This window comes from Stenotrophomonas sp. STEN009 (assembly GCF_056760395.1).
In genome coordinates this window covers 111,749-135,541 of record NZ_JBRRES010000002.1, presented here as the reverse complement: position 1 = coordinate 135,541, position 23,793 = coordinate 111,749, and the positions used below count along the sequence as shown (strand labels likewise).

Annotated in this window: 24 protein-coding genes; 7 read left to right on the top strand and 17 right to left on the bottom strand. The window is 67.9% G+C overall.

The genetic code is table 11. The annotated features are described in order from the left end of the window. Nucleotides 1–46: 46 nt before the first annotated feature. Nucleotides 47–790, top strand: a complete 744-nt coding sequence (locus tag ACVOMM_RS01635) for an SDR family oxidoreductase (RefSeq protein ID WP_481525803.1) — start codon at nt 47–49, stop codon at nt 788–790. 34 nt (nt 791–824) lie between these two features. On the opposite strand, the gene ACVOMM_RS01630 is transcribed toward ACVOMM_RS01635, so the two are convergent. The 3 genes from ACVOMM_RS01630 to ACVOMM_RS01620 all read right to left on the bottom strand — a co-directional run bounded on the left by ACVOMM_RS01630 (nt 825) and on the right by ACVOMM_RS01620 (nt 4,016). Then, nucleotides 825–3,179, bottom strand: a complete 2,355-nt coding sequence (locus tag ACVOMM_RS01630; protein WP_481525802.1) for a GH92 family glycosyl hydrolase — start codon at nt 3,177–3,179, stop codon at nt 825–827. A 91-nt stretch (nt 3,180–3,270) separates the two neighbouring features. After that, nucleotides 3,271–3,594, bottom strand: coding sequence for a thioredoxin family protein (locus ACVOMM_RS01625; protein WP_481525801.1), 324 nt, complete (start codon nt 3,592–3,594; stop codon nt 3,271–3,273). 5 nt (nt 3,595–3,599) lie between these two features. After that, on the bottom strand, nt 3,600–4,016 hold the full coding sequence (locus tag ACVOMM_RS01620) for a baeRF12 domain-containing protein (RefSeq protein WP_053516277.1): 417 nt from the start codon (nt 4,014–4,016) through the stop codon (nt 3,600–3,602). 165 nt (nt 4,017–4,181) lie between these two features. Between ACVOMM_RS01620 and ACVOMM_RS01615 the strand changes: the two genes are divergently transcribed. Then, a complete protein-coding gene (locus ACVOMM_RS01615; protein WP_053516280.1) occupies nt 4,182–4,406 on the top strand; it encodes a hypothetical protein in 225 nt (74 codons plus the stop codon). Between the two features lie 29 nt (nt 4,407–4,435). On the opposite strand, the gene ACVOMM_RS01610 is transcribed toward ACVOMM_RS01615, so the two are convergent. From ACVOMM_RS01610 to ACVOMM_RS01580, 7 genes are all read right to left on the bottom strand, one after another. After that, nucleotides 4,436–6,031 (bottom strand): sensor histidine kinase, encoded by a 1,596-nt coding sequence (locus tag ACVOMM_RS01610; RefSeq protein ID WP_481525800.1) that lies wholly within the window; start codon nt 6,029–6,031, stop codon nt 4,436–4,438. Nucleotides 6,032–6,040: 9 nt separating this feature from the next. Then, nucleotides 6,041–6,445 (bottom strand): response regulator, encoded by a 405-nt coding sequence (locus ACVOMM_RS01605; protein WP_065176179.1) that lies wholly within the window; start codon nt 6,443–6,445, stop codon nt 6,041–6,043. Between the two features lie 145 nt (nt 6,446–6,590). Further along, nucleotides 6,591–8,045, bottom strand: coding sequence for a surface lipoprotein assembly modifier (locus ACVOMM_RS01600; RefSeq protein WP_164152784.1), 1,455 nt, complete (start codon nt 8,043–8,045; stop codon nt 6,591–6,593). Nucleotides 8,046–8,136: 91 nt separating this feature from the next. Then, nucleotides 8,137–8,901: a Slam-dependent surface lipoprotein gene (locus ACVOMM_RS01595; protein ID WP_065176177.1), complete on the bottom strand. Its 765-nt coding sequence runs from the start codon at nt 8,899–8,901 to the stop codon at nt 8,137–8,139. A gap of 54 nt (nt 8,902–8,955) precedes the next feature. Beyond that, complete coding sequence (locus tag ACVOMM_RS01590; protein ID WP_481525799.1) at nt 8,956–12,090, bottom strand: TonB-dependent receptor; 3,135 nt, start codon at nt 12,088–12,090, stop codon at nt 8,956–8,958. 172 nt (nt 12,091–12,262) lie between these two features. Further along, entirely contained in the window at nt 12,263–13,219 is a 957-nt protein-coding gene (locus ACVOMM_RS01585) for a FecR family protein (protein ID WP_180875253.1), read from the bottom strand. Nucleotides 13,220–13,301: 82 nt separating this feature from the next. Continuing rightward, entirely contained in the window at nt 13,302–13,802 is a 501-nt protein-coding gene (locus ACVOMM_RS01580) for an RNA polymerase sigma factor (RefSeq protein WP_053516292.1), read from the bottom strand. Between the two features lie 222 nt (nt 13,803–14,024). On the opposite strand from ACVOMM_RS01580, the gene ACVOMM_RS01575 reads away from it, so the two are divergent. After that, a complete protein-coding gene (locus ACVOMM_RS01575; RefSeq protein WP_180875254.1) occupies nt 14,025–14,438 on the top strand; it encodes an OsmC family protein in 414 nt (137 codons plus the stop codon). Here ACVOMM_RS01575 and ACVOMM_RS01570 read toward each other — a convergent pair. From ACVOMM_RS01570 to ACVOMM_RS01545, 6 genes are all read right to left on the bottom strand, one after another. Further along, nucleotides 14,435–14,764 (bottom strand): hypothetical protein, encoded by a 330-nt coding sequence (locus tag ACVOMM_RS01570; protein WP_065182343.1) that lies wholly within the window; start codon nt 14,762–14,764, stop codon nt 14,435–14,437. The two genes, ACVOMM_RS01575 and ACVOMM_RS01570, sit on opposite strands and share 4 nt — an antisense overlap. A 98-nt stretch (nt 14,765–14,862) precedes the next feature. Continuing rightward, a complete protein-coding gene (locus ACVOMM_RS01565; protein WP_346475127.1) occupies nt 14,863–16,608 on the bottom strand; it encodes a putative porin in 1,746 nt (581 codons plus the stop codon). Nucleotides 16,609–16,650: 42 nt separating this feature from the next. Next, nucleotides 16,651–17,316: a cell envelope integrity protein TolA gene (gene tolA, locus ACVOMM_RS01560; RefSeq protein ID WP_180875256.1), complete on the bottom strand. Its 666-nt coding sequence runs from the start codon at nt 17,314–17,316 to the stop codon at nt 16,651–16,653. 39 nt (nt 17,317–17,355) lie between these two features. Then, on the bottom strand, nt 17,356–17,769 hold the full coding sequence (locus ACVOMM_RS01555; RefSeq protein ID WP_053516303.1) for an ExbD/TolR family protein: 414 nt from the start codon (nt 17,767–17,769) through the stop codon (nt 17,356–17,358). A 10-nt stretch (nt 17,770–17,779) separates the two neighbouring features. Then, a complete protein-coding gene (locus ACVOMM_RS01550; RefSeq protein ID WP_180875257.1) occupies nt 17,780–19,564 on the bottom strand; it encodes a DUF2341 domain-containing protein in 1,785 nt (594 codons plus the stop codon). Between the two features lie 38 nt (nt 19,565–19,602). Further along, complete coding sequence (locus ACVOMM_RS01545; RefSeq protein WP_180875258.1) at nt 19,603–21,225, bottom strand: ShlB/FhaC/HecB family hemolysin secretion/activation protein; 1,623 nt, start codon at nt 21,223–21,225, stop codon at nt 19,603–19,605. Between the two features lie 261 nt (nt 21,226–21,486). On the opposite strand from ACVOMM_RS01545, the gene ACVOMM_RS01540 reads away from it, so the two are divergent. After that, the gene (locus ACVOMM_RS01540) at nt 21,487–21,762 is read left to right on the top strand and encodes a hypothetical protein (RefSeq protein ID WP_231108720.1); all 276 of its coding nucleotides are present in this window, start codon (nt 21,487–21,489) and stop codon (nt 21,760–21,762) included. Between the two features lie 7 nt (nt 21,763–21,769). Here the strand turns inward: ACVOMM_RS01540 and ACVOMM_RS01535 are convergent, their stop codons facing one another. Continuing rightward, nucleotides 21,770–22,228 (bottom strand): general secretion pathway protein, encoded by a 459-nt coding sequence (locus tag ACVOMM_RS01535; RefSeq protein WP_128988298.1) that lies wholly within the window; start codon nt 22,226–22,228, stop codon nt 21,770–21,772. Between the two features lie 115 nt (nt 22,229–22,343). Between ACVOMM_RS01535 and gspH the strand changes: the two genes are divergently transcribed. The 3 genes from gspH to ACVOMM_RS01520 are packed head-to-tail and all read left to right on the top strand — an operon-like array spanning nt 22,344 to nt 23,760. Next, nucleotides 22,344–22,790 (top strand): type II secretion system minor pseudopilin GspH, encoded by a 447-nt coding sequence (gene gspH, locus ACVOMM_RS01530; RefSeq protein WP_065183020.1) that lies wholly within the window; start codon nt 22,344–22,346, stop codon nt 22,788–22,790. Then, nucleotides 22,790–23,149: a type II secretion system minor pseudopilin GspI gene (gene gspI, locus ACVOMM_RS01525; RefSeq protein WP_219631540.1), complete on the top strand. Its 360-nt coding sequence runs from the start codon at nt 22,790–22,792 to the stop codon at nt 23,147–23,149. The genes gspH and gspI overlap by 1 nt, the downstream gene beginning before the upstream one ends. Next, nucleotides 23,146–23,760, top strand: coding sequence for a prepilin-type N-terminal cleavage/methylation domain-containing protein (locus ACVOMM_RS01520; protein WP_180875282.1), 615 nt, complete (start codon nt 23,146–23,148; stop codon nt 23,758–23,760). Before gspI ends, ACVOMM_RS01520 begins: the two co-directional genes overlap by 4 nt. Nucleotides 23,761–23,793: the final 33 nt, after the last annotated feature.

The following is a 23,793-nucleotide window of genomic DNA, read 5'->3' as shown; positions in this document are numbered from 1 at the left end:
CAAGATGATGGGGCGCCACGCGGGCGCGTCTTCGAAGGAAGCCTTCATGTCCAGCTCCTCTCCCCGTACCGTCGCCCTGGTCACCGGCGGCTCCCGCGGCATCGGCGCCGCGATCTCGCGTCGGCTGGCGGCCGACGGCCATGCGGTTGCGATCAACTATGCCGGCCGCCGCGAAGAGGCTGATGCCCTGGCCGCCGAGCTGGTCTCCGCCGGCGGCCAAGCCATTGCGCTGCAGGCCGACGTGGCCGATCCGCAGGCGGTGAGCCGCTTGTTCGATGCCGTCGAGGCTCGATTCAAGGGCATCGATGTGGTGGTCAACAGCGCCGGAGTGCTGCAGCTTGCGCCGCTGTCAGCCACCGACGACGCGTTGTTCGATCGGGTCACCGCCATCAATCTCAAGGGCGCCTTCAACGTGCTGCGCGAGAGCGCGCGACGCGTCCGCGACGGCGGCCGCATCGTCGCGCTGTCCACCAGCGTGGTCGGCCTCAAGCTGGAGAACTACGGTGTCTACGCCGCAAGCAAGGCGGCCGTGGAAACCCTGACGGCGATACTCAGCAAGGAGCTGCGTGGCCGTGGCATCACGGTCAATGCCGTGGCACCCGGCCCGACCGCGACCGACCTGTTCCTGGAGGGCAAGTCGCCGGAACTGATCGAGCGCCTGGCGCAGATGAATCCGCTGGAGCGGCTGGGCACGCCGGACGACATCGCCGGCGCGGTGGCTTTCCTGGCTGGCACCGACGGCGGCTGGATCAATGGCCAGGTGCTGCGAGCCAATGGCGGGATGGTGTGACGGCAAAGCCGCCGGGCATGGCCCGGCGCTACCGTTACGGCGTTGACATCGAGTACGGCGCCTGCGCGCCCTGCCCGGGCCAGTCCCTGTTCGGCTCGGCCTGCATGGTGAAGCGCAGCTCGCCCCCGGCCATGATCTCGTCGTGGCGCAGGAAGGTGCGCTGCAGCGGTTTGCCGTTCAGGGACACACTGCCCACATAGGTGTGCCTGTCATCCAGCCCCTCGGCCACGATGGTGAAGGTCCTGCCGTTGGGCAGGCGCATGGCGGTCCTTGGCAGGAACGGGCGGCCCAGGATGTACTCCCCCGAGCCGGGCGCCACCGGATAGAAGCCCAGCGCGGTGAACACGTACCACGCCGACATCTGGCCCACGTCATCGTTGCCGGCCAGGCCATCGGGACGGTCGGCGTACTGGGTGTCCATGATCTGCTTCAGGCGCGCCTGCGTGCGCCAGGGCTGACCAGCGTGGGCGTAGAGGTACGCAACGTGATGGCTGGGCTCGTTGCCATGCGCATACCAGCCGATCAGGCCGGTGATGTCTTCCATGTGCTCGAAGACCGCCGGATCGACCGTGGCGTTGAACACCTCGTCCAGCCTCGCCAGCAGCCGGTCGCTGCCGCCATGCGCGGCGGCCAGGCCCGCCACGTCCTGCGGGACGTACCACGAGTACTGCCAGGCATTGCCCTCGGTGTAGTCGGTGCCGTAGCCGCTGGCGCTGGGATCGAACGGGGTGCGGAAACTGCCGTCGCGCTTGCGCGCACGCATGAAGCCGGTGTCCTTGTCGAAGGCATTGCGCCAGTTCGCCGCACGCTTGTCGAATGTCGCCGCGATCTCGCTCCTGCCCATCGCCTGCGCCATGCGCGCGATGGTCCAGTCGTCGAACGCGTATTCCAGGGTCTTGCTGGCCGCTTCGCCCTCTTCATCGATGGGCACATACCCCAGCTCACGGTACTGCGCGATGCCGTCGTAGGGACCGTAATTGGCGGTCTCCACCATCGCGTCGAGCGCCTTTGCGGCGTCGAAGCCGCGGATGCCCTTCACATAGGCGTCGGCGATGACCGGCACCGCGTGGTAACCGATCATGCACCAGTCTTCCAGGCCGTGGAACGACCACACCGGGAGCATGCCGTACGGGCTGTGTTCGTGGTGAGCCAGCATCGAGTTGATGAAGTCGCTGTTGCGTTTTTCCGGCTGCACCAGAGTCAGCAGCGGATGCAGCGCCCGGTAGGTGTCCCACAACGAGAACGTGGAATAGTGGGCATACCCCTTGGCGACATGCACGGCGTTGTCGGGGCCGCGATACTGGCCATCCACATCCATGAACAGCGTCGGCCCCAGCATCGTGTGGTACAGGGCGGTGTAGGCGCTACGCCGCGCATGCTCCGGCGCATCGATGTCCAGCACCGATAGTGCCTGCGTCCATTCCTGCCGGGCCTGCGCGCGCACGCGGTCGAAGTCGAAGTCGGCGACCTCGGCATCCAGGTTGGCGATCGCACCGGCCTCGCTCACGGGCGAGATCGCCACCTTCACCACCAGCGGAGCATCCAGCCTGCCGAAATCGAACGTGCCGACCAGCTGGCGGCCTTCGATCTGTGCGCGCTGTGCCGGATCTTTCTCACCCGGCGGCGGGAAGCCCTTGTACACGATGTCCTGCTCGGTGTTGTGCAGCGCATGGCCTGCCAACGTTTGCGAGAAGCGCATGGCGAAATACAGCTGGCGCCCCGGCGCCCAGCCGCGGGTCTCGCGGAAACCGGTGATGGTGCCGTCCGTACGCACCCGCACCCGCGACCACAGCACCTTGCCCGGGTAGTCGTACATGCTGGTCCGCATGTCCAGCAGTACCTTGGCATCGACGCCCTTGGGGAAGGCGTAGCGATGCACACCGACCCGGGCGCTGGTGGTCAGTTCGGCGCGCACCTTGTAATCGTCCAGGGTCACCGCGTAGTAGCCCGGTTCGGCCTTTTCGTCGTCATGGCGGAAGCGCGACGCATAGCCGCTGCGGGGCCGTTCGGGGTCGCCGCGTTCCAATCCCGGGTTTCCGGTGAACGGCATCACCAGGATGTCGCCGAGATCAGAATGCCCGGTGCCGGAGAAGTGGGTGTGCGAAAAGCCGACGATGCTGCTGTCGTCATAACGGTATCCGGCGGCCCAGCCGTAGGCCTTCTCACGCGGCTGGATGCGCGTGTCCGGGCTGAGCTGGACCATGCCGAAGGGTATCGTCGCGCCGGGGTAGGTATGCCCTTCACCACCGGTACCGATGAAGGGGTCCACCGAGGCATACGCCTTGTCGGCGGCGGACTTCGAAGGCGCTGCCCAGGCCGCGCCGGAGGCGAGCATGGCGGTGGCGGCGAAGGCGATCAGGAGACGACGGTCCAGCGTGGGCATCGGCATTTGGATCGATTCAGATGGTGTACCGATGCTAGCACCAGTGCCCGTGCATCGCATGCTGCAGTGCGGCCGCAGTCCCCGGTGCAGCGTGCCCTCAGTCCGGCAGCGCGCCCTCCAGCGCGGCGAGATCGGCACGCACGCGCGGACGCACCACGCGTGCCACTTCCCGGCCGTCGTGCAGCAGGATCACCGTGGGCCACAGCTTCACCTGGAACGAGCGCCCGAGCGCCCGCCCTTTCCCATCCTCGATCTTCCAGTGCGCCAGATCATGTGCTTCCACGACCTCCTGCAGCGCCGGCTGTGCCGCCTGGCAATGGCCGCACCAGGGCGCGCCGAATTCCAGCAGCTGCCAGCCGTCGCGCCCCTCCACTTCGGCGCGTGACGGCTCGCTGGACAGGTGCGTGCGCATGAAGGGCACAGGCGTTACCCCGCCAGGCTGCGCTGGATGTCTGCCAGCGGCGCGTTGGTCAGGTCCTTGGCGATGTCGCCCAGCAACCGTGCCTGCGTCTCCTTGTGCAGCAGCGGACGGATCCGTCCGAGCGTGGTGGGGTCGGCCACCAGCAGCAGGTGGGCATAGCGGTTGTTGAGCGCATCCTCGTTGAGCTGTTCGGCCACCTGCTTGGCGAAGGTCGCTTCGTTGAGCTGGGCGATGGACATGTCCTTGGGAACGGCACCGGCCGGGCCCTGCCCGGAGACGCCCGTCTCGCTGATGTCCTGCAGCCGCAGTTCGCCCTCCTGCTTCAGCGTGAGCTGCTGCGCGCTGCCGACATTGGTGAACACCCGGGCCGAACCACCATCGGCCACCACCACCAGCGTCCCCTCGGGAATCGTTCGTGCCATCGCTGCCTCCTCGTACGGGTTTCGAATGTTTCTGCAGCACCACCCTAGGTCGCCCACCGTAACCGTGGCGCGCACACAATGTGATCCATTCGTTGGAATGGAAGATCGCGGCTCAACTTGCCCCGGCGCCGGCCGCTACCCACGGCATCACCGCGAGGAACCCCCATGCATGCTGCCTCCCTGCTCCATGTCTGCTTCGCCGTTGGCCTGGCCGTCGCTGGATGCGCCGGCTGCATCCACCAGTTCCTGCAGGGCCAGCCGGTGCTCGCGCTCGGCATTGCCCTGGCTTCGCTGATGACCACGGGCACCGCGCTGGCGACGCGTCATCTGGCGGTACCGGTCGCGATGGCGCTCGCCTGCACCCTGATCGGCGCAGCCGCCACGCACTGACCCGGCCAGCCATTGAAGGAACGCAGGCGCTACCCGCGCGGCGGCGACAGGCTGGAGGTGGCATCAGTCTGCAGCAGGCTGTCGCGCTCGCGCAGCGGCAAGCGGATCCACGCATCCACGCCCTGGGGTGAGAACGCAAGTTCGCCGCTACCGCCAAGCTCGTAGGGAATGCGCTGTTCGACCAGCGCCCGACCCAGCCCGCGATGCGAAGGGACGACCCAGTCGTCGTTCACCGCGCGCCGCTCGCACCAGTGCAGGTCCAGCCAAGCCTCACCGTCGATGTCCTGCACCGACCAGGACACCTCGATCCGCGTATCGCTGTGCACCGATGCGCCGTGCGTGAGCGCGTTGCTGGCCAGTTCATGGACCGCCAGCGACAGCACCTCGGCCGCCTTGGGCGGCAGCAGCACGTCCTCCTCGCCCTGCAGAAGGAATCCGTCGGGCGCGTGTCCCTGCACCGCGATCTCCTGGTCCAGCATGCCACGCAGGCTCACCCCGGCATTGGCGCTGCGGGTGAGCAGGGTCTGCGTGCGAGAAAGCGACATGAGGCGTGCGCACAGGCGGTCAGCGTACTCGTCCACGCTGTCGACCGACTCGCGTGTGCGCCAGGCGATGGCGTGGATCGTGGCCATGATGTTGCGCACGCGGTGCTGCAGCTCGGCCAGCAATACCGCCTGCCGCTCGGTGGCACGCTTGAGATCATCGATGTCCACCGCGATGGCGAACACGCCGGTCACCTCGCCGTCGACATCTCGCAGCGGCGCCGCCGCGACCCGCGTCCAGCGGACACACCCATCATCGTGGGTGAACTGGAACTCCAGTCCGGGCACCACGGTTTCTCCGCGCAGGGCCCGTGCAATGGCGAAATCCTCGGGTGCGATCGGGCTGCCATCGGCATGCCAGCCCTGCCATCGGTGCTGGTTGACCGGATCGGCCGAGGGCACCTGGCTGCTGGGAAGATACGCGCGCATCTGGTCGTTCGACAGCTGCATCCGCCCCTGCGCATCGACAATGCACAGGCCGACCGGCAATACCTTGAACACCAGCGCCAGGCGCCGGTCGCTCTCCTGCCGCCGCCGCTCCTCGCGCTCACGCGCGGCCTGTGCCACGTGCGCTGCCGTGGTCTCGAACATGGTGACCAGCACACCGCCCACCTGCCCTTCCTCGCCGCGGAGCGGGCTGTAGGTGATGGTGAACCAGACGTCCTCCAGCCGGCCCTGCCGGGCCAGCGGGTACAACTTGTCCTCGAACGTGACGGTCTCACCCTGCCAGACCCGGTCGTAGATCGGCCCGTTGATGTGCCAGACCTCGGGCCAGCAGTCGCGGGTGGGCTGCCCCAGGCCAGCGGGATGCTTGTCGGCAAGGATCTCGGCATAGCCGTCGTTGTAGAGCTGGATGAGCTCCTGGCCCCACAGGATGATCATGGGAAACCCATGAGCCAGCATCATGTCCACGGTGGCGCGCAGATGCGCCGGCCACCGCCCAGTCGGGCCAAGCGGCGTCCCTGACCAGTCATGGCGCGCGATGCGCACAGCCATGCCGTCATGCAGTCCACCCAGACGATGCGCCGGAGGTGCTGTGCCGCGCACGGACGAGCGAGCAGCGGTATCCAATCGCCGGCCCATGCCGCGCAGTCAGACCTTGCCCGCAGCAGCCCGCGGTGCGGCGACCAGTCCGGCCAGCTGCCGGGCCAACGCGTCGATATGGTAGGGCTTGGGGCAGCGCGGCGCGCTGGCGAAGCGGCTCGGCAGGTTGTCGTCGTAACCGGAGGTCAGCAGGAACGGCGTCCCCGCCTCGGACAGGCGGTCGGCCAGCGGGTACACCTGCTCACCACCCAGGTTGATGTCCAGCAGGGCGACGTCGATCGGGTGATCATCGACCAGACGCGCCAACTCGCGCAGGTCACCGGCCGGGCCCACGACGTGCGCGCCCTTCAGCTGCAGATAGTCGGCCAGGAACATCGCAATGGCGAATTCATCTTCGGCCACCAGCACCCGCAGCCCCTGCAGCCCCTCCCGTTCATCGCCCGACTCCAGCACGCTGTACTCCCTGACACGCGCGGCCCATCCGGCCGCAATGCCCGCAGGATGCGCGAGTTGCCCTACAAGAACGCGTGATGACGGATGAAGACAACAGCGAGATCGCATTCACCTTGGCCAAACACGCTGTGTGCCCGGCCCGCGGTCAGAACGCACGCTCCCATTTCAGGCTCAGCAGGCTGCGGTCATGGCTGTACAGCCAGTCCACATTGCTGTCGATGCGGGTGTAGCGCAGGCTCAGGCTGGGCACCAGGCCTGCCACCGCCAGCCGTTCGCTGCGTACCAGCGCGATGAGGTTCTGCTCGTCGTCGTGCCGGCGCGCTTCCAGCAGCGGACTCCAGGCATCGTAGCTGCGCTCGCGCAGCGAAAGGAACAGCGTGGCAGTCGTGCCGCTCCACTGCCGCGCCGCGCCGACGCGCAGGCCGCGCTGGCGATAGGCATTGGCCGCGTCGGCCGCCCCGCTGTCGGCCAGATCGATGCCGGCGAAGACGGTCCAGCGCGCAGTGAGCGCACGGAACCAGGTGGCGTACAGTGCTCCCATCGCGCCATCGTAGTTGTCGGCCAGCCCCGGTTGCCGATAGCGCTGGCGCTTCCAGTCCGCCTCCAGCTTCAGCAGGCTGCGCGGGTCCAGTGCGTATTGCCATTCCGCATGCGCGCCTGCGGCGCCCTGCAGGGTACGGTTACCCAGTGCCTGATAGTCGTAGCCGGGGGCCAGCAGCAGGGTGTGCCGCGCACTGCGCCAGCTGTAGCCCACCTGCACAGTGGCGTTGAGTTCGTTGTAGGCGCGGTTGTCTTTCCATGCCTGGCCGAAGGCCAACCCGCGCACATACAGGCCGTGGTGGCCGGCCAGTGCCCAGCGGCGTTCCAGGCTGCCGTCGTAGTCCACCCCCGGTGCGCGCTGGGCATCGGGCAACCTGCGCTCGATGATGCAGTCCTCGCCCACGCCGAACAGGCAGGTGCGGCTGGCCGAACTGCGGTTGATGTTGTCGCTCCATGCAGGTCCGGCGGACAGTGCGCCCTTCCAGCGCCGCCGCGCCTGTAGCGCCTGCAGATACCCCTGCACCCGGCCGCGCACGCCGGCGGTGGCAGGGTCGCGGTCATCGATGTCGGCGGCGATCGCGGTGAACAGCGACGTCGCCTCCCGGTCACGCTGGTCCTCGGCGTAGACCCGCGCCAGTTCAAGCCGCGCAGGCAGGAAATCCGGCTGCCGGGCCAGCAGGGCCTCGTACTCAAGGGCCGCGCGATGATGCTCGCCCGCAACCCGCGCCAGCGCGCCCTGCGCGTAGTGGCGCAGCAGCGGGTCATGGCCGGGAAGTTCAATGTACTCGTGCAGGAAGGCCTGCGCGGCGGGCCATTGCTGGTGCTGCAACGACAGGTACAGCGCCTGGCCCAGGTCGTCGACCGTGCGCTCCACGCGCAGGGTCCGGCCATCGAGGGTGACGGTCGGCCGATCCGGTTCGGCCTGTTGCAGCCGCTGCTGGTCCTGGCGTTGATGGCGCACGTCGTTGCCCTGCTCCAGCACGCGGCGCAGGTCATCCTGCTGGGCGTGCGCCGTGGCGGTCAGCGCCAGCAGAAGGAGGCAGAAAAGAGGGAGGCGCATGGTCGATCCGGTGTGAAGCGATGCAGCGGGCCGAAGCAGGGACTGGCGGATCGCGGCTTGTCCCTGCCCTGCCCCGTCAGGGGCGTGGCGATCAGTTCTTGCTGCCGCCGAAGGCGGTGTCGTACTGGCTGTTGCCGGCGAAGGTGGCGATACCGGCCAGGGTGGCGGCATTGGCACCGAAGAACTGGCCCTGGGTGGTGCCACTGACCGAACCGTTGGCGGTGGCCGCGCCTGCGAACGAGGCGGTGGCGCTGTTGATGGTGGCGTTGATGTTGACCGACAGGCCACCGCCGCTGAGGCCGCCCAGCAGAGTGCCGGTGCCGAAGTTGGCGCGGAAGGTTCCGCTGAGCAGGTTGCTGCCGTTGAACTTGTTCAGGCCAGCCACGCTGTAGGTGGCCACGCCGGCCGGCAGGGTGGTGCCGGCACGGTCGCCGACGAAGTAGACCTGGCGGTTGTTGAAGCCACCTGCGGCGCCGTCCTTGGACCATTCACCGAACCAGACATCGCCACTGCCGACCTTGACGAAGTTGAAGTGGCCCATGCCCGCGTGGCTGCCCGGTGCACCGGTGATCGGCATGGCCAGCGTGCGCACGGTGGTGCCATTGATGGTGGTCGGCACCGAATAGCTGGCCAGGCCCTGGAAATCGACGCGACGGGCGTTGGACACGGTGCCGACGCCGATACCGGCCTTGCCGGCCGAGTGCGGGCCACCGTTGACCTGGGAATCACCGACGGCGACATACAGCTCGGCATCGGTCACCGGGCTGGCCGCACCGACGATGTCGGCTGCCTGCGCCGCGCCGGCCAGGGCGAAGGAGGCGGCGACCGCCAGGACGGAACGGGAGATCATTTTCATGGTGTTGCTCCTTGGGTTGAGGGAACTACGGGTACAACGCTTGAATGCAGGTGCTCAGAAGCGTGCGGTGATGCCCAGCTTGAGGGTGCGGCCCGGCGCCGGCAGCGTGGACCGCGTGGCCGGGTCGACGTAGTAGCGGTTGCCGAGATTGCTGCCGACCAGCTCCACGCTGGCGTGCTCGTTGAAGCGCCAGCGCGCATACGCATCCACCGTGGTGATGTTTCCCCAGGTGAAGGGCACGTTCTGCCAGAGCAGGCTGCTGCCACCGGCCAGCAACCGGTCGCGGTAGGCCTGCAGGTCCGGGTTTTCGTGGCGCCGGTAGTGGATGATGCGGCTGCCCAGCTCCAGTCGTTCGTCGAACAGGCGGGTGCCCAGTGACGCGTTGACCGACAGCTTCGGAATCGCCTGGGTCAGCAGGTAGCCGCTGACGAACCCGTCCTGCACGCAGTTCGGGACCAGGCCACGGTTGGCATCCAGCAGCACGGCACTGCTCTCGTCGCAGACCTCGTTCTCCAGCGTGCGGGCGATGCCCAGATCGGTGAAGAAGCGGCGGTTGTCGAAGCGCGCCTGCAGTTCGATGCCGCGGATGGTCTGCTTGTCGATGTTGTCGAACAGGAAGTAGGCATCGCGCTCGATCACGTTGCGGGTCTTGTGCACGTAATAGGCCAGCTTGACGTCGGCGTCGGCGGTGTTTCCGAACAGCGCCGACAGGTCGTGCACGTAACCCAGCTCGTAGTTGTAGGCATGCTCCGGCTTGAGGTCATACAGCGGGTTGAGGCTGCTGGAGAAGGCGATGGTGCTTTCGAACATGCTCGGGAAACGCACTGCTTCGCTGTAGCGCAGGTAGATGCGCGCGGCAGGCGACAGATGCGCCGTCGCCGAGAAAGTGGGCAGCCACGCGTGATCGCGCTGGCGCCGGTTGCTGCCATCCACCGGCCGCGCCTGCACGGTGTTGCCGATGCTGCAGACCAGGTCGCTGCCGGCGAACAACGGCAGTACGCCCGGGATCGCAGCCACCTCGCCGTTGAGGCACGGGTTGGTGGCACGGGCATAGTTGCCGTTGGCGTCGGGCAGCCACGCGATGTTGTGCTCCACTGCCTGCGGTGTTTCGTAATAGGCCAGCAGTCCCCGGATCGAATCATCGATCACCGAGCCCATGCCGATGCTCTCCCAGAACTCGCGTTCTGCTTCCAGCGCATCGATCTCTGCCTGCAGGCTGGCCGGTCGCTCGGGCAGCTCGTTGACCCGATAGGTAGCCTGCTTGCTGCCCACCCCCTTGGTCAGAAGCTCCGGGTGCGCGTCGAGGAAGTCGTCGAAGGCCCAGTAGCGGCTGTAGCGGACGCCGGCGTTGAGGGTGAGGACATCGAGCGGCCGCCATTCCAGGTTGAGGTAGCCCTCGCCCTCCTGGCGGCGGCCGGCACGCGGAAACATGCGCCAGCCATCAGTGGTGCCGAAGTAGGGATCGCGCGAACCCAGGCTCTCGTACTGCCAGTTGCCCCCTACGGTCAGGTCGAGGCTGGAGTGCAACGCGAAGCGGTTGCTGACCGTCAGGCCGGTGCGATCGTTGCGCGCGTTGGCCAGAGCGGTGTTGCGCAGGATCGGGCTGGCTTCCGGGTCCCATTGCGGATTGCCCGGCGCGAAGTTGGGGAAGCCGCCCGCGGTATAGGTATCGCTGTCGGTTTCGGTGCGCCACAGATTGGCATACAGATCCAGCCAGCGGCTGCCGGCCGGCTGCCAGCGATACTCCAGGTTCCAGGCATCCGAGTCGACGCGGCTCAACGGCCACTGGATGCGGCCGTAGTCCGGCGCCGACAGGATGCGCGAAGGCATGATCTCGCCGTAGTGCGAGAGCGTGTGCCGCCAGCTCGCCTTCAGCTGCTGGTCGTCATTGATCTGCCACGTCGCCTTGAGCTGCCACGACTCCTGTTCACTCGACGTATTGGGCACTTCATCACCCGGCTTGAAGTAGCGGGCCAGCGTGGTGATGTAGTCGATGCCCTGGTACTCGTACTGCTCGCGTGGGTCCTGGTCGTAGTAGTCGCTGCCCTGGCTGCCGGAGAAATAGTTGCCACGCCGGCGCCAGGCATAGGCCGCCATCACGTCCACCGTCTCGCCGCGCAGGCCCAGCGCCAGTCGCCACGCCTGGTCCTCGCCATCGAATGGATTGTTGCCGCTGCGCGACTGCACCGGCACCACCAGGGTACGGTCGTCATAGGGCGAGTTCGGCGACCCCTGCGGGAAACCCGGCACCGTCCGGTAGTCCTCGCCGCTGTGGAGGCGTGGCAGGCGTGGCGCCACCGCGTTGCTGCTGCCTTCTATCTTCAGCTCCCCGCCGAAGCGTTCGCCTGCCGGCACGACGTCATCGATGTCGATGGTCCTGATGACCAGCGCGCCGCCGATGCCGCTGTGCACGTCACGCACCAGGCCGGGCCCCTTGATGACCTGGATGCCACCGATCAGGTTGGGATCGATGTAGTTGCGGTTGCTGACGCCGTTGTAGCCCCGCCAGACCGTGAGGGCCTGTTCACCGCCGTCAATGCTCACCGGCACCCGCCCCGGCCCCTGGATGCCGCGGATGTTGATGTCCAGCGCGCCGCTGTTGCGCGCATCGCCGCTGAAAACGCCGACCAGATCCTTGACCACGTCGGCCGGGTTGGCGCCGCGGAAGCGCTCCACCCGGTCCCGCCCCGAATACACCGTGGTCAGGTCCAGCGCGAACACGTCGTCATAGCCACGGCGATCGCGCGCTTCGCCGCCTTCCGGCTGCAGGCGACCGGCGACGTCCAGCGTATCGGTCACCCGCACCCCTTCCCCCTCGGCCGATGCCTGCGCTGCGTCCGCCGCGGCGCGCAGGCTCCAGGTGCCATCCAGGCCTCGCTGGGCACGCACCCCACTGCCCTGCAGCAGCCGCTGCAGCGCCTGCATCTGGCTGTACTGGCCCTGCACTGCGCTGGAACGACGCCCTTCGACCAGGTCGCTGCGGAACACCACCTGCGCATCGGCCTGGCGCCCGAACGCGCGTACCGCGTCTGCCAGCGACTGCTCCGGGATGGCGTACTGGCGCAGCGCCGCCGCTGTGCTGGGTTGCGCCTGCGCGGCCGGCACCCGGGCCAGCGGCAGCAGTGCGGTGCAGATGGCCAGGGCCAGTGTGGTGGCGCGACGGTGACAGGCAGACGCCGTGGACGGCATGGACGGAACTCCTCAAGCGTGGGGAAACCACGGGCACAGCTGCTGCCGGTGGTGTGTCTGGCTTGAGGAAAAACGGTGTTTCGCTCTGGCTGTACCTCTATAGACAGCGCACGCTGCAGGCTGCCCACGCTTTTTTCAGGCTTTTTTCATCGCGATCTAAACCCTGCCGGCATCACCAGACCACCAGCGCGCCACCCGGCAGCCGCTGCACGCGCAGGCCCGCCTGGGCCGCCACTGCGGTGATGGCCGGGTCCGGCTGGCGCAGATGGAACAGGCCACTGACGCGGATCTGCTCCGCTTTTGTCCCCAGCACCCAGACCGGTGCGGCCCGATAGCGCGCCAACCGTTCGATGGCCTGTGCCGCGCTCAGATCGTCGATGGCAACCTCACCGCGCCGCCAGGGTGCCACCGCGTCGCTGGCGAGGCTGCTCACCGGCTGCAGCCAGCGTCCGTCACGGAACGCGCGTGCCTGCCCTGCATGCAGCCGTTGCAGGCTGCCATCACCGGGATGTACGTCCACTACCCCTTCGCTGACCTGGGCGGTCACCACCGCGTCCTGCAACGAAACGCTGAACGCGGTACCGATGTCGCGCATCAGACCACCGCCGGCCTCGACCCGGAACGGCCGCGCTTCATGCGCGACCCGGAACCACGCCTGGCCGCGCAGCAGCCGCAGTTGCCGCTGATCCCCATCGAATGCGACGGCCAGCGCGGTGCGGGCATCCAGCACGATCGTGCTGCCATCCTCCAGTTGCACCACACGGGGTGCATCGCCGCTACGCAGATCGCTGCGCGCCCACAATGCGACCCCGGGGAGGGCTGGGACCGCCAGCACCACCGCGGCCACGCTGGCCCACCACCAAGACAGGCGCCTGCGCGGGGCGATCGGGCGCAGGCCCTGGCGATCGGAGGTCAGTGCCGGCAGTGCGGCCAGCACCTCCGGCCCAGCCGCGTCCAGGCCGTCCCAGAATGCCTGCTGACGGCGCCAGGCCAAGGCATGGCGCGGATCGGCCTGCAGCCATCGCTGCAGGGCCCGCTGCTGCCGGTCCGGCAACGGGCCTGCACTGCACCGGATCACCCAGCGCAACGCATGCCTGGCCTGTCGCGGCGAGGGTTCGGACGTGGTCATGGTCGTAGCCTGTCGCACCACGAACTGGTGCGCGTGACTGTTGTGACAAGGGCGGGCGGCCTCTGCCCACGGTAATTGCGGGTCATCGGCGTGCGCCCTGCTGGTGCTGCTGGATCAGCATTGCCGCGCGCAGCACATGCTTGCCGACCAGGCTCTTGGAAATGCCCAGACGGGCGGCGATCTCACGCTCGCTCAGGCCCAGGTAGCGGTTGAGCACGAAACACTCCCGCACCTGCGGCGGCAGCGCAAGGATGGTCCGGGTGATCTCGCGCAGCTGCGCCTGGTCCAGCGCCTGTTGCTCACCACCAACGGCATCGCCGACCTCGCACGCGTACTCGGCCATCGCCCGCCGTTCGCGTGCGTCGGCCTGGCTGCGGTTGAGGGCGTGATGGTACGCCATGCGGTACAGGTAACCGCGCGGTTCAAGGATCGGCGGATCGCCGGGCACGCTGCTGGCCTTCAGGTACAGGTTCTGCAGGGTGTCCTCGGTGCTGGCCGGGTCCAGGTAGCGCGCGATGAAGCGTGACAACGCACGGCGCTCGCGGATCAACAGCTCGACCAGCGCCAGGGCATTGGGAGACATAGGTGCCAGGCCGGACCGGGGAATGATGGGCGTGATGGCGACGGTCCGGGACGTGATTGTAGGGCGCGGCACCCCATCACGCCCAGCCCGCACCACGGCACCCGCCACTCCCGGGATCGTCAGTCCCATTGTCACGATAGCCCTGCCACCCGATCATCACCGGTGATGGCCGCGCGGCACCGCGCCTGATCCGGCCCCACATCCCCCGCACAGGAGAAGCCCATGGCCTACGCACGCATTGTCTCGACGGCTGACAACTACCTGCACCACATCAGCAACGGCACCTTCGATGTCAACGCCGACGAGCCGGCCTCGCTGGGCGGCCAGGGCAAGGGATTCGCCCCGTTCGACCTGTACCTGGCCTCACTGGCCGCCTGCACCGCCATCACCCTGCGCATGTACGCCCAGCGCAAGGGCTGGGAGCTGGGTGAGTTCCATGCCGAACTGCGTTCGGAGCGCGATCCTGATGGCCGTTTCCATGTGCACCGCATACTGCATGCCAGCGCTGCGCTGGACGATGCCCAATGGCAGCGACTGCTGGAGGTGGTCGAGAAGACCCCGGTCACCCTGGTGATGCGCGAAGGGGCGCGCATCACCAGCGAACGCGGCCAGAACGCCGCTCCCGGAAAGCGCTAACGGCGCGGGTGCAGCACGGTGCGCCGGCGCATCGCGTTGAACTCCCGCTCCACCTGCTGGATGTCCTCGGCCTGGAAACCCGCGGCATCCAGCATCTGGTTGGCCGCGGCGGCCGCCAGCGGATCGTCGTCACGCTGGCGCCAGCAGCGGGACGGCAGGAAATAGCCCACCTCGCTGCGCCCGCGCATGATCACCACCGGGCGGCCGGCGTACAGCAGGAACTCGGCCAGGTGCTGGCGCAGGCCCTCCACCGAGACATAGGCCGGACCGATGCCCAGCATCTGGCTGGACGTCCCGGGATTTTCGAACAGCTTGCGACGGCTCATCACACTCCTCCTTGTTGCCACGCGTGGTCTCCTTTCCCTAGACGGGCGCATCGCTGCACCCCCGCCACGTTTCGTGCCGGCCCGTCATCGCTGGCGGCTCAGAAGCCGGTGTTGAACTCCAGCTGGAACACATCGATCGCCAGCGGCGGGCCCGACACCGCCTTGGCAGCCATCCACTTGCCGCTGATCCAGCTGCGCGCGTCCAACGCATAGGCACCACCCACGTAATAGCCGCGCGCGTTGGTGCCACCCAGATGGAAGTTCGGATCGTTGTAGGCATCCGGCAGCGCATCGGCCTCGATCCGCTTGTAGCCCAGCAGTGCCTGCCACTGCCCCTTCTCCTTCAGGTCGGTGGCGCCGAACGTTGCCTGCAGCATCCACGCGGTGTCGCCGCTGCGGAACGTATCGATGCCGGGAGCTTCACCCGCACCGAAATTGTTGACGATGCCGTTGTTGGCGCGGCGGAACATCGCCTGCGTGTCGTACGCCAGGTTGCGGATGAAGTCGCCTTCCAGGCGCAGTCCGATGTCCTGCGCCAGCCGGGTATCCCAACGCAGGTTCAGCGTGGCCAGGCGGAAGGCGGACGCCAGGCCGACATACTGCGGCGTCGGCGTGCCGGCCGGATCCATCGGATTGAGCGCGATGTCGCGGATCAGCATCAGGGTGTTGCCCTTCTGCATGAACGCCGGGCGCGACCAGTCGGTGTCGCAGCCGACGGCGCCGGAGTACAGGGCACAGGGCGAGGACAGCCGACCGCTGATGTTCTTGAAGTCGTAGTAGCCCAGTGCGGCCCGCAGTGCGTTGTCGTCGTTGAAGCGCCAGTTCACGCCAGCCTGCGCGCCGGACAGCCATTTGTTCTCGTTCGGCGACTTCTCTCCGCTGCGGCTCTGCAGGCTGTCCGAGGTGTACTCCAGCGGCGCCACGGCAAGGGTGCCGAACAGGTCCAGATCGCCGTCGCCGAACCCGTACTTCAGGTTGGCGGCCAGTCCATCGAAGTTCAGATCGTTGGAGAACAGGGTGTCGCTGCTCCAGAACGGATTGCCGAAACGGCCACCACGCACGGTCACCCAGTCAGCCGGACTGTAGGCCAGCCATGCCTGGTCGAGCCACACGTCCTTCTTGCTCAGGCCGCCCCCCAGCTGCTCGGTGGTGGACACCGGGCCATTGCTGCTGCCGCTGGCCAGGCGGATGCCAGCGGTGGTGTGATCGCCGATCATGGCCTCGACCCCCAGGCGGGCGCGGATGCGCCACAGGTTACGGCGGTCCTGTCGGGTGTTGAGCAAGGGCGGCAGCTGCAGGTTGGTATTGGTGTTGGTGTCGAATCCACTGCCCGCATTGACCGCGGCCCAGTTGCTGACGATGCCGCTGTTGTCATCGCCATAGAAGCGCGACTCGCTGCGCACACGCACGTCCCCGGTCACCTTGATGCGCTGTGTCCATTCGGCGACCTCATTCGGCGCCGCCCAGCCCTCCGCCTTCGCCTGCGCCATTACGTCCTGGCGCACTTCGTCGCGGATGCCATCACGGACACTCTGCGGCACATAGGGCACACGCACATCGCCCGCCTCAAGCGCGATGCCTCCACTGCTGGCCGATGCAGCACCGGCAGCACCGCGCTGGGCTGCTGCTGCCTCGGCTTCGGCCTGCACCAGCAGCGCCTGGCCGTCCTCGGGCTTGAGCGCGCCAGTGGCCATCAGGCCTTTGATCAGCTTGATCATGGTGGTCTCAGCAGCCATTGCACCGGCCGGCGCCGCCAGGCTGAGCAGCACAGCGCAGCACAGCAGCGCCCGTCGGGCCGGCCGCGACGGGCGGGAGTCGGTTCGAGCGCGGACGTGGTTGTTCATCACGGTTCTCATCGGAAGAAGGGAAATCGGGGAAATCACGGTTCACGCCCCCGGCCTGCGGCCCTGCACAAGCACGCGCGCGGGGAAGTCCAGTGAAGGTGGCGGCGGCTGGTCCACCCGGCCGATCTGGCGCAGCGCGTCGAGCACGGCGGCGTCGGCCTCTTCATTGCCGCTGCCGCGCACCAGCTCTACTTTCTCCAGGCGCCCATCCGGCGCCAGCCACACGTTCACCTGCAACTGGAAGGCCAGGCGCTTGACCCGCGCATCGCGCGCAATCGCCTGCTGCATCAGGTAACCCAGATAGCGGCCATAGGTGGCATTGCCGGCACCACCGCGACCGGTACCGGACGCGCCGCCGCCACTGCCCGCCTGGATGCCGAAGTTGTCACCGCCCGCCTGCGCGTCGGCGTTCATGGTCACCGGGTCGGCGTTGTCCGGCGTCGGCGTCGGCTCCTCGGCCGGGGTCGGCTGATCCAGCGGCTCCGGCTCGGGCAGGGTCTCCTCCGGCGGGGTCTCCGGTTCGGGGGGCTTCTCAGGCGGCGGCGGTGGGGGTGGCGGCGGGGGTGGCAACGCCAGCATCGGCGGCTGCACCACGGGGCGGCGGGTGCTGGCCGTGTCCTTGAACAGCAGCCACCACAGCACGGCGCCCACTACCAGCAGCGCCGCCAGCACCAGCGCGACGGTCACCAGCAGCGGGCGGTCACGCATGCCGGGCTCCGGCCGTGGGGAATGAGGGCCGGTCATGCCTCAGCCCTGTGCCTTGCCGGTGACCAGGCCAACCTGGGCCAGTTCCAGCCGCCGCAGCAGATCCAGCACCTCGACCACGCGCGCGTACTGCACCTGGGCGTCGCCACGCACGATTACCGGGAAGTCCGGCGAGGTCGCACGCTCTGTCCGCAGGCGGTCCTCCAGCTCGGCCATCGTCACCGGGTAGGCGTCAAGGAACACCTGGCCGCTGGGATCGATGGTGATCGCCTTGGTCTTGGGCTTCTCCAGCGCCACACTGTTGCTGGCCTTCGGCAGGTTGACCTCGATGCCGGGAATGGAGGCGTTGCTGGTGAGGATGAAGATCACCAGCACCACCAGCAGCACATCGACGAAGGGCGTCACGTTGATGCCCTTCTCGCGCTTCTTGATGCCGAACTTCGCCTTCTGGGCCATGACGCGCTCCTCAGCCCTGCACCGTGGCCGGGCCGCGCCCGTCCTGCTCTTCAGCCAGGCGGGCGGCGAATTCGTCGATGAACACGGCCATGTCGGCACCGATGGCCTCGGCGCGTGCGCCCAGCCAGTTGTAGCCGAACAGTGCCGGGATCGCGACGCCGAGGCCGGCGGCCGTACACAGCAAGGCCGCCGCCATGCCCGGCGCGACCGAGTTGATGTCCACCGCACCGGCCATCGCCGCGACCACGAACACCAGCATGATGCCGATCACCGTACCGAACAGGCCCACATAGGGCGCGCCTTCGATGGTGGTGGACAGCCAGTTCATGCGACGCGACATCGCCTCCTGCTCGCGCACCATCACCGCATCCATCGATGCGCGGATCGCCGCGATGGTCGCCGCGCTCAGATAGCCGCCGTTGCCGTCGCGCTGGTGGCGTTGCTGCATCTCATCGATGGCCACCTGGTAGATGCGCCACAGTGAACCGTCGCGCATGGCCGCCGGTGCCTGGCCCTGCCGGTCCATGTCCGAGAGCGTGCGCAGCGGCACGCCGGCCAGCTTGCCGAAAGCATCAGTGAACACCGCATTGGCCTTGCCGGTGCGGCCGAAGTGACGGCTCTTGGCGATCATGATCGCCCACGACATCAGCATCATCAGGCCGAGGATGGCCACCACCACCCAGGCATCGAACGGCATCGCCTTCAGGATGAAGCCGAAGTGACTCTGGCCCGTGGACTGCTCATCGGCGCCATAGCTGATCAGGCGTGAGTCAGCGCCCTGCGCGGTGGCATCGGCCAGCAGCAGCGCCGCCGGGCGCGCGACCCGCGAAATCCGCAGTTCATCCAGCGCACCGTCGAAGCTGGCCAGCGGCTGCTCGGCACCCGGCGCATCAGCACCCACCACCGCTGCGGTGGACAGGGCGGGAAGTTCGCCGCTGAGCTGCGCCACCACGCGGCCATTGAGATACAGCTGCAGCGACCCCTTCTCTGCCGTCAGCGCCAGATGCGCCCACTGTCCCTCCGGAATCGGCTGCGCAGGCGTGCTGCGCTGGCCATTGAGCTGCACGAACGGCACCCGGTTGTCGATGCCCAGCAGCAGTTCCGCGCTGCCATCGCGACGGGCATAGATGGCCTGCGCCGCATTCTGTGCACCCGGCTTGATCCACGCGGACACGGTCAATGGCGCGCCGGCCTCCTGCGCCAGCGAAGCACTGGCTGGCAGCGGCAGCGCAGTGCCGGCGAACTGCACGCCGCGACCGATCACCGAACCTTCGGCGGCCGGCACCACTGCGCCCGCATTGTTGCCGTAGGCCGTGGTGTCACGTGCCGGGGCATTGGCGTCGGCGAAGTGGTAGACCAGCGTGTAGTCCGGATCGAATACCTGCTGTCCATTCCCACTGGCCGGCGCCTTGTCGTTGCCGTAGTACATCCAGATCGTCTGAGGTGCGGCGGCGCTGACGGCCGGCACATCCACCCACACCAGGGCCAGCCCCAGCGCCGGGTCGAACTGTTCGATCTGGTGCGCCAGCACGGTGCGCCCGTCCGCCGACACGAAACGCAGATCGCTGCCGGCATCCTGGGTGCCGTCGAAACCGAAGTTGCCCGTATGCAGGCGCAGCAGCAGCGGGGTTCGACCGGGATCGCCTGCCAGACCGGCACCCTGCGGGCCTGCGTCGATCGTGATCGGCTTGCGGTATTTCCATTCGGCCTGCCACCAGCTGGCATCGGCCGCAGCGGCGGGCAGCGCGATCAGCGCGGCCAGCAGCAGCAACATCCGGGAAAGCAAACGGTCCATGCGAGGGGTCTCCGGAGAACGCATGTTCAAGGGAAGGGTCAGTAACTGGTGCTGATGTTGAAATGCAGCCGCGGGTCGTCCTTGCGGGTCACCGGCCCATCGGCATAGGGCCACGCATAGTCCAGGCGCAACTGCAGGTGATCTCCCAGGCGCAGCTGCGCGCCGAGCCCGACCGAGGCCAGGTTGTACTGGTCGCGCTGTTCGGGCAGCGGCCGCCGCAGGCGCAGGTAGGCCGCGTCGGCAAAGCTGTACACGCGAAGCTGGCTGCCGCTCCACAGCGGCCATGCCGGGGTGCGCCATTCCAGGTTCGCCACACCGCCGTAGTCACCGATCGCCTCGGCCGACAGGTAGCCGCGCACGGTGTACATGCCACCGGCGGCGAACTGCTCGGCCGAGACCAGTGGCGCATCGGTCACCTGCAGGGCCCCACGTGCATACCATTGCCAATCGCTGCCGAAGGTATGCGTATTCGACACATCGGCCTTGAGTGCCACGAAGCTGGGATCGGCCCACGCCCGCTTCTGGCTGAAGTCGTACCCATTGCTGCCATAGCCGAACAGGCGGCGGGTTCCGGCCACCAGCTGCGTGCTGATGCTCAGCTGGTCCTGTTCGCCCTGGCGCACACCCACGAATGCCAGCGTGAGCGGTGCGTACTTCAGGGGAGTCTTCAGGTTGTCGCTGCCCATCCAGGTGTCCTCCTCGGTGTCCTTGAAGTCGACGCCGAGGCTGAGCTGCCGCCACCATGCAGTGCTGCCGGGCAGGCGGTAATTGAGCTTGAGGCCGATCGAATGACCATTGCCGATCACGTTGGTGCCGGTTCCCGCGCCCCCCTGGCCGCCGGCATTGAGCACACGGCTGTCGGAGGTATAGCCCGATGCCTCCAGGCTCCAGGCGCTGCCTTCAAACGGCAGCGTGTACGACGCCGAGAACACCTTGGCCTGATCGGTATCTTGCGGAGCGAGGAACACGCCGAGACTGGCGCTGTGCCCGCGTCCCCACAGGTTGTCATGCGCCAGCGAGGCACTCAGGCGCAGTTTCTCGGTGTCGGCACTGCGGTCATTGTTGAGTGCGGCGCTCGCTCGCCAGGGCGACTTTTCTTCCACCTGCAGGTCCACGTCCATCGTGCCGGGCGTCTTTCCCTCACGGACCAGCGGCATCACCTGGCGGCGACCGCCTTCGTTGAGCGCGGTCAGTTCCTTCTGCGCCCGGTCGAAATCCGGCACCTGGCCCTCGGCCAGCGCCGGTACCCGTGCGCGGATCCGCGCCGCCGCAGCAGGCGCCGCACCGACCACGCGCAGTTCGCCGATCGGCGTCTGCTGCACCTTCAGCAGCACCACGCCGGCACTGACCTGCTGCTCGGGCAGTTCCACGTACACCGACTGGTATCCCGCCTGCTGGTACAGCGCGCTGACTGCATCGCGCGCCTGCTCGACGTCGGCCAACGTCCTGCCCGGGCCGAGATAGGGCTCAACGGCGCGCTCGATCAGACGCGGATCAAGTACGGTGTTGCCGCGCACGATGTACTCGTTGATGTTCACCCTGGCCGCCGGCGTGGCATCCTGCGCGAGCAGCGGCAATGGCAGGGACGCCACGGCCAGCGCGAGTGCCCGCGGACGCAGGCGCAGCGGGAGTCGGACAGCTCGGCACGGAACAGGCGTCATTGAAGGCATCGCGTCGTATCGAAGGAAGTGGCCAGGGAGCGGCGCGTGGGTCTACCCACAGGACGTGCAGGGCGCGTCAAAGCCGCCAACAGTTTTGTGACAGCACTGTCATCTGTTGACGGCGGCGGAATGCACGCAGGCGGACACTGCGCCCGCCACCCGTCCATGAAGCAGCCGACATGGGGTGGCGGGAGATAGGAGATGAGCATGATCCTGACTGCATGGCGCTGGCCTGCCGTGGCGTTGCTCGCGTCCATCGCGATGCCGATTGCGCACGCCGATGACCGCGCAACGCGCGCGGACACACCGCCCTGCATCGACGTGCAGGTCAACGGAGAGCGCATTCCGGCCTGGGAATGTCTGCAGCGCAGGCTCGCACCGGCACCGCCACGTGCACGATCACCGCGCCTGCCCGAGTCGGAGCGGCTGATGCGGCAGCCCGGCAACCAGCTCATGCAGTACAACCTGGAAGGCACCCGGCAACGGATGGGCGACGCCTTTGGTCGCTCGGTGACACCGCAGCGCCCCTCTCGCTGATCGCGCCTCAGTGCCGCCCCGCAGCGGCAGGCACGATGCCGTCGGCAGGAACGGGCGGCAGCGCGGGCACCGGCAGGCTGCGCGACCGCCCCGCCTGCTGCAGTTCGATGGTCTCTGCGCCGATGCCGGCCAGTACCGTGGACGGTCCCAGGCGCTGCCCCGGCACATAGGCATCGACAGCGCCACCATCGACCGACAGCAGTGCCAGCGGTGCGTGCGCGCTGGCCATCACACCCAGTACCACTACCTCGGTGTGGATCGCACCCGGTGACAGCAGCCGCACCAGCGGAGCGCTGGCCGCAGCGTCGAACGGTGGCCGGGCCGGTGTCGACGGCCTTACCGCGCTGGCCGCCGCGGGTGGTCCTGCAGCGAGCAGGGCAATGCCCCAGTAGGCCATCACGGCCAGCAGCAGCGTCGCCGCCAGCAGTGTCAGCAGGTGATTGCGATCCCAGCGCCTGCCGTCCATGTTCCGCACCTTCGTCGACATTGACGGCCACCACGCTAGCAGTCGCCGCTGACGCTTTTGTTTCATCATCCGCCGCTACCCTGTCCGCGATCGGCAGGCACAGGAGGCGATGTCGATGCGGCGCATCCCGCGCGGCTTCACCCTGCTGGAACTGATGGTGGTGCTGGTCATCATCGGCATCTGTACAACGGCCATCGGCCTGGGCCTGGGCACACTGCTCGATCCTGCGCGCCAGCTCCGTCAGGAAGGCGAGCGATTGGCGCAACGCCTGCAGCTGGCACGCGATGAGGCCCGCATCGATGGCCGCAGCCTCCGCTGGCAGGCGGATGCCGAGGGCTACCGCTTCAGCCGACGCGAGGGCGACCGCTGGACCGACGTGCAGCGCGACGACCTGCTGCGCCCCCAGCGGTGGCAGAGCCCGGGCATCGCCGTACAGCCGGCGGCAGCCATCGAACTGAGTCCGGAATGGATCGGCGTGCCGTGGGAGCTGGCGCTGTCGCTGCAGGGGCGACAGCTGCGCCTTCGCGACGACGGCAGTGGACAGCTGCAGGTCGTGCAGTGATGCGGCCGCGGCGGGGTTTCACCTTGATCGAGGTACTGATCGCACTGGCCATCGTGGCAGTCGCGCTGGCGGCGGTGATGCGCTCGGTGGCAGTGGCAACCGATGACCAGTCGCGGCTGCGCGACCGACGTCTGGCACTGCTGTGCGCACAGGACCGCTGGCAGGAACTGCGGCTGGCCGCGCAACCGCCCGCGGATGTGCAGCAGCGCTGCGTGCAGGGTCGCAGCCGCTTCCTGGTGCGGCAGCATCTGGGCAGCGGCAGCGACGGGCAGCCTCAGCTGGAGCTCATCGTGGTGGCGGAGGATGCACCAACGCAGTCGCTGGCACGCATGCTGCTGCCATGGACCGCTGCACCGTGAAACGGCGCGTGCAGGGCTTCACCCTTATCGAAGTGATGATCGCGATCACCCTCATGGGCGTGCTGGCCGTGATCTGCTGGCGTGCGCTGGACAGCGTGTCCACCAGTGACCAGCGACTGCGCCAGGCTGATGCAGGCACCAATGCCGCATTGCGGGTGCTGCAGCAGTTCCAGCGCGACATCGAGATGCGTGCGGACGATGCCCTGATGAATGGTGCGGTACGCCCCGCTGACGAGCCACAGCGGCTGCTGCCGCCGGCGCTGGTCAGCGAACGGCAGGCCGACGGCAGTTTCGCGCTGGAGATCACCCGCAGCGTCGGCAGCGACGGGCTGCGCTGGCAGCGGGTGCGCTGGTGGCGCCAGGGCAATACCCTGTGGCGGGCCAGCGGGCCGCCATCGGATCGCTATCCGTTGCCGCCACCTGAGCAGTCACGCGGGCTGGCCGTAGCGCACGATGTCCAGTTCTTCGATGTGCGCGCCTGGCAGCCGGGCGCCGGCTGGACGACGCTGCCCAGTCAGGGCGTGCTGCTGCCGGCCACCGGGTTGGAACTGAGGCTGCGGCTGCGTGATGGCCGCGGTCCGTTGAGCTACCGTCGCGTCCTTGAACTCTAGCCGCAAACGCAGCTGCACGCCGTCGACCCACGT

Excerpts from the sequence above, each read along its gene's own strand:
- ACVOMM_RS01635 (WP_481525803.1), top strand. The coding sequence starts at position 47 with ATGTCCAGCTCCTCTCCCCGTACCGTCGCCCTGGTCACCGGCGGCTCC.
- ACVOMM_RS01630 (WP_481525802.1), bottom strand. The coding sequence starts at position 3,179 with ATGCCGATGCCCACGCTGGACCGTCGTCTCCTGATCGCCTTCGCCGCC.
- ACVOMM_RS01620 (WP_053516277.1), bottom strand. The coding sequence starts at position 4,016 with ATGGCACGAACGATTCCCGAGGGGACGCTGGTGGTGGTGGCCGATGGT.
- ACVOMM_RS01615 (WP_053516280.1), top strand. The coding sequence starts at position 4,182 with ATGCATGCTGCCTCCCTGCTCCATGTCTGCTTCGCCGTTGGCCTGGCC.
- ACVOMM_RS01610 (WP_481525800.1), bottom strand. The coding sequence starts at position 6,031 with ATGGGCCGGCGATTGGATACCGCTGCTCGCTCGTCCGTGCGCGGCACA.
- ACVOMM_RS01600 (WP_164152784.1), bottom strand. The coding sequence starts at position 8,045 with ATGCGCCTCCCTCTTTTCTGCCTCCTTCTGCTGGCGCTGACCGCCACG.
- ACVOMM_RS01595 (WP_065176177.1), bottom strand. The coding sequence starts at position 8,901 with ATGAAAATGATCTCCCGTTCCGTCCTGGCGGTCGCCGCCTCCTTCGCC.
- ACVOMM_RS01590 (WP_481525799.1), bottom strand. The coding sequence starts at position 12,090 with ATGCCGTCCACGGCGTCTGCCTGTCACCGTCGCGCCACCACACTGGCC.
- ACVOMM_RS01585 (WP_180875253.1), bottom strand. The coding sequence starts at position 13,219 with ATGACCACGTCCGAACCCTCGCCGCGACAGGCCAGGCATGCGTTGCGC.
- ACVOMM_RS01580 (WP_053516292.1), bottom strand. The coding sequence starts at position 13,802 with ATGTCTCCCAATGCCCTGGCGCTGGTCGAGCTGTTGATCCGCGAGCGC.
- ACVOMM_RS01575 (WP_180875254.1), top strand. The coding sequence starts at position 14,025 with ATGGCCTACGCACGCATTGTCTCGACGGCTGACAACTACCTGCACCAC.
- ACVOMM_RS01570 (WP_065182343.1), bottom strand. The coding sequence starts at position 14,764 with ATGAGCCGTCGCAAGCTGTTCGAAAATCCCGGGACGTCCAGCCAGATG.
- ACVOMM_RS01565 (WP_346475127.1), bottom strand. The coding sequence starts at position 16,608 with ATGAACAACCACGTCCGCGCTCGAACCGACTCCCGCCCGTCGCGGCCG.
- tolA (WP_180875256.1), bottom strand. The coding sequence starts at position 17,316 with ATGCGTGACCGCCCGCTGCTGGTGACCGTCGCGCTGGTGCTGGCGGCG.
- ACVOMM_RS01555 (WP_053516303.1), bottom strand. The coding sequence starts at position 17,769 with ATGGCCCAGAAGGCGAAGTTCGGCATCAAGAAGCGCGAGAAGGGCATC.
- ACVOMM_RS01550 (WP_180875257.1), bottom strand. The coding sequence starts at position 19,564 with ATGGACCGTTTGCTTTCCCGGATGTTGCTGCTGCTGGCCGCGCTGATC.
- ACVOMM_RS01545 (WP_180875258.1), bottom strand. The coding sequence starts at position 21,225 with ATGACGCCTGTTCCGTGCCGAGCTGTCCGACTCCCGCTGCGCCTGCGT.
- ACVOMM_RS01540 (WP_231108720.1), top strand. The coding sequence starts at position 21,487 with ATGCCGATTGCGCACGCCGATGACCGCGCAACGCGCGCGGACACACCG.
- ACVOMM_RS01535 (WP_128988298.1), bottom strand. The coding sequence starts at position 22,228 with ATGGACGGCAGGCGCTGGGATCGCAATCACCTGCTGACACTGCTGGCG.
- gspH (WP_065183020.1), top strand. The coding sequence starts at position 22,344 with ATGCGGCGCATCCCGCGCGGCTTCACCCTGCTGGAACTGATGGTGGTG.
- gspI (WP_219631540.1), top strand. The coding sequence starts at position 22,790 with ATGCGGCCGCGGCGGGGTTTCACCTTGATCGAGGTACTGATCGCACTG.